The 2,043-nt window shown below is 41.3% G+C and carries 2 protein-coding genes; both read right to left on the bottom strand.

Features of this window, described 5'->3' with window-relative positions:
• Positions 1–259, bottom strand: a 259-nt coding sequence (locus LY28_RS18805) for an ATP-binding protein (protein ID WP_207658160.1), incomplete at its 3' end; no start/stop codon positions are given.
• Positions 253–1,800, bottom strand: coding sequence for an IS21 family transposase (gene istA, locus LY28_RS18800; RefSeq protein ID WP_110463694.1), 1,548 nt, complete (start codon positions 1,798–1,800; stop codon positions 253–255). The genes LY28_RS18805 and istA, both read right to left, overlap by 7 nt.
• Positions 1,801–2,043 lie beyond the last annotated feature (243 nt).

Genomic DNA, 2,043 nt, shown 5'->3' with positions numbered 1-2,043 from the left:
AAGGAGTATTTCCTGCATCCCATACACAAAAATTTATACAGCGTCTGCAGGCATCGTTGAATGCATAATCTGCCTTTTTAATAAGCCTTATGAGGCGGTTACTTTTCCTATTGCTCCATTCAATGTCAACCAGCATGCCAAACCGTTCTTCAAATGACATATTGCTGAAATTACTGTCTTTGGTTTGATCACGAAAGGCTTGCGCCATGGTACTTAGTTTCATCTCATGGAGCTTGGTAACTGTAGTCTCATTTAACATTTGCCATCCCTCCTGTAGTACTCAGCACCACGGGTAAACCCGTATTCCGAAGTTTTGGAGGGAGTTTCTGCCGGTTTTCCATTTGCTTCAGCTTTATCTTGTCCGGATTTCAAAATTGCCTGAATACTCTTTAGGCTGGGCACAGGAGTATAATATATTGCTTTTGTACAGGCAGCCTCAAGCCTTTCAATTGAATATTTATCTGCCAGCTTCAATAATACCATGCATGATTTATATCCCTGCTGCTCAACCTTATGGCTTGTTAAAAATGAATTCACGACAGTTGCGGTATTTGTTCCGATTTTTCCTGCCCAGATCCGGAACCTTTCTCCATTCCAGCTTACATACTTTTGATGATCCGGTGGCATATGTGCTTCAATTGTACTGTATTGCCCGTTTCTTCCATATAACCTTGGATGGGAGCTTATTCGGTGACCTTCGAAAAATACTTCAATAACATTCCTTGTAATCCTGACATCCACTTTTTGCCTTATGTATTCATAGGGTACCGAATAGTTCTGGTTTTCTACAGCAATATGGTAGTTGTACTGGACAGTAGCAATTTTCCATGTCGCAAGTTCAAAGGGTTTTGCCGAAAGTGGCAGTAAAAACGGCTTTTCTTCTATAAAAACGGTTGCTCTGCTGCCGTCTTTCTTTTGAAAAGGTTTCCGATTGAACACATGGAGCTTTTCAATAATTGCAGCATTCAATTCCCGCAAAGACAAGAACTGCTGATTACGGATTGCAGCAAGTATCCATGTTGAGATTATTCCGACAGATCCTTCTACAGTGGGCTTATCTTTCGGGCTTTTTATCCTTGCGGGTATAACGGCTGTTCCATAATACTTAGCCATCTCCTGGTAGGTTTTGTTGATAACTGGTTCATGCCGTGAAGCTTTTTCAACACCGGTTTTCAAATTGTCCGGCACCAGTATTCTTGTAACTCCTCCAAAAAACTTGTATGCATTGATATGTGCCGTTATCCAGCTTTCCTGTTTCTGAGAAAGAAAAGCTTCCACGTATGCATAACCACTGTATGGTAGGGCTGCTACAAACACATATGCCGGAATTATTTCGCCCGTATCTGTATCAATGATTTCAGCAGTTTGTCCAGCCCAGTCAACCTCCATTATTTCTCCGGGCTTTCGGTTAATGTGCATGGTAGCTTTTGTGCTCTTAACAAAATCGCTGTAATACTTGTTGAATTGAGTGGATTTGTACGGTGTTTCACCTGCCTCCCTACACTTTTCGCAATATTCAACCCACAGCAGAGTCAGTGTAACTCCACTCTTAGCCATTTCACGATGAATATACTCGTAATCGGGCATTTTGTAGGTTGGTTTGATTCCTTCGATTGGGAACAGACGCTTGTAGATCTCCTTGTTCGATAAATCTACTGCTGTTTGCCAGTCAATCCTTTGTTCTGTTGCTTTCTGCAGAACAGTTACAACAGTAGTACGTGAGCAGCCGCAGCTTGCCGCTATTTGAGAATTATTGATTCCCAGATTGCTTAATCTGAGAATCTCTTTGTAGTTGGTCATCTTGTGACCCTCCTTGAATTTATTTACATCGGTTCAGATGCATAAATCCATTTTACAAGAGGGGTACAACTGTTTAATCTTACCGGAAGAACTGTTCAACTTAAAACGGTCGTACTGTTCAATCTGTGCGGTCAAAGTGTCAAATCTGGTGCGGAATATTCAATTAGTTGTGTAAATTAAAGTCCTGACTTCCTGTGGGTATTTAAAGTAGGTGGATAAATTGGCCCAGTTATCCTTCCATGA

It is taken from the genome of Ruminiclostridium sufflavum DSM 19573 (assembly GCF_003208175.1).
Taxonomy (GTDB): Bacteria; Bacillota; Clostridia; order Acetivibrionales; family DSM-1351; genus Ruminiclostridium; species Ruminiclostridium sufflavum.
The sequence above is the reverse complement of the archived record's forward strand: the minus strand, read 5'-3'. Positions and strand labels throughout refer to the sequence as shown.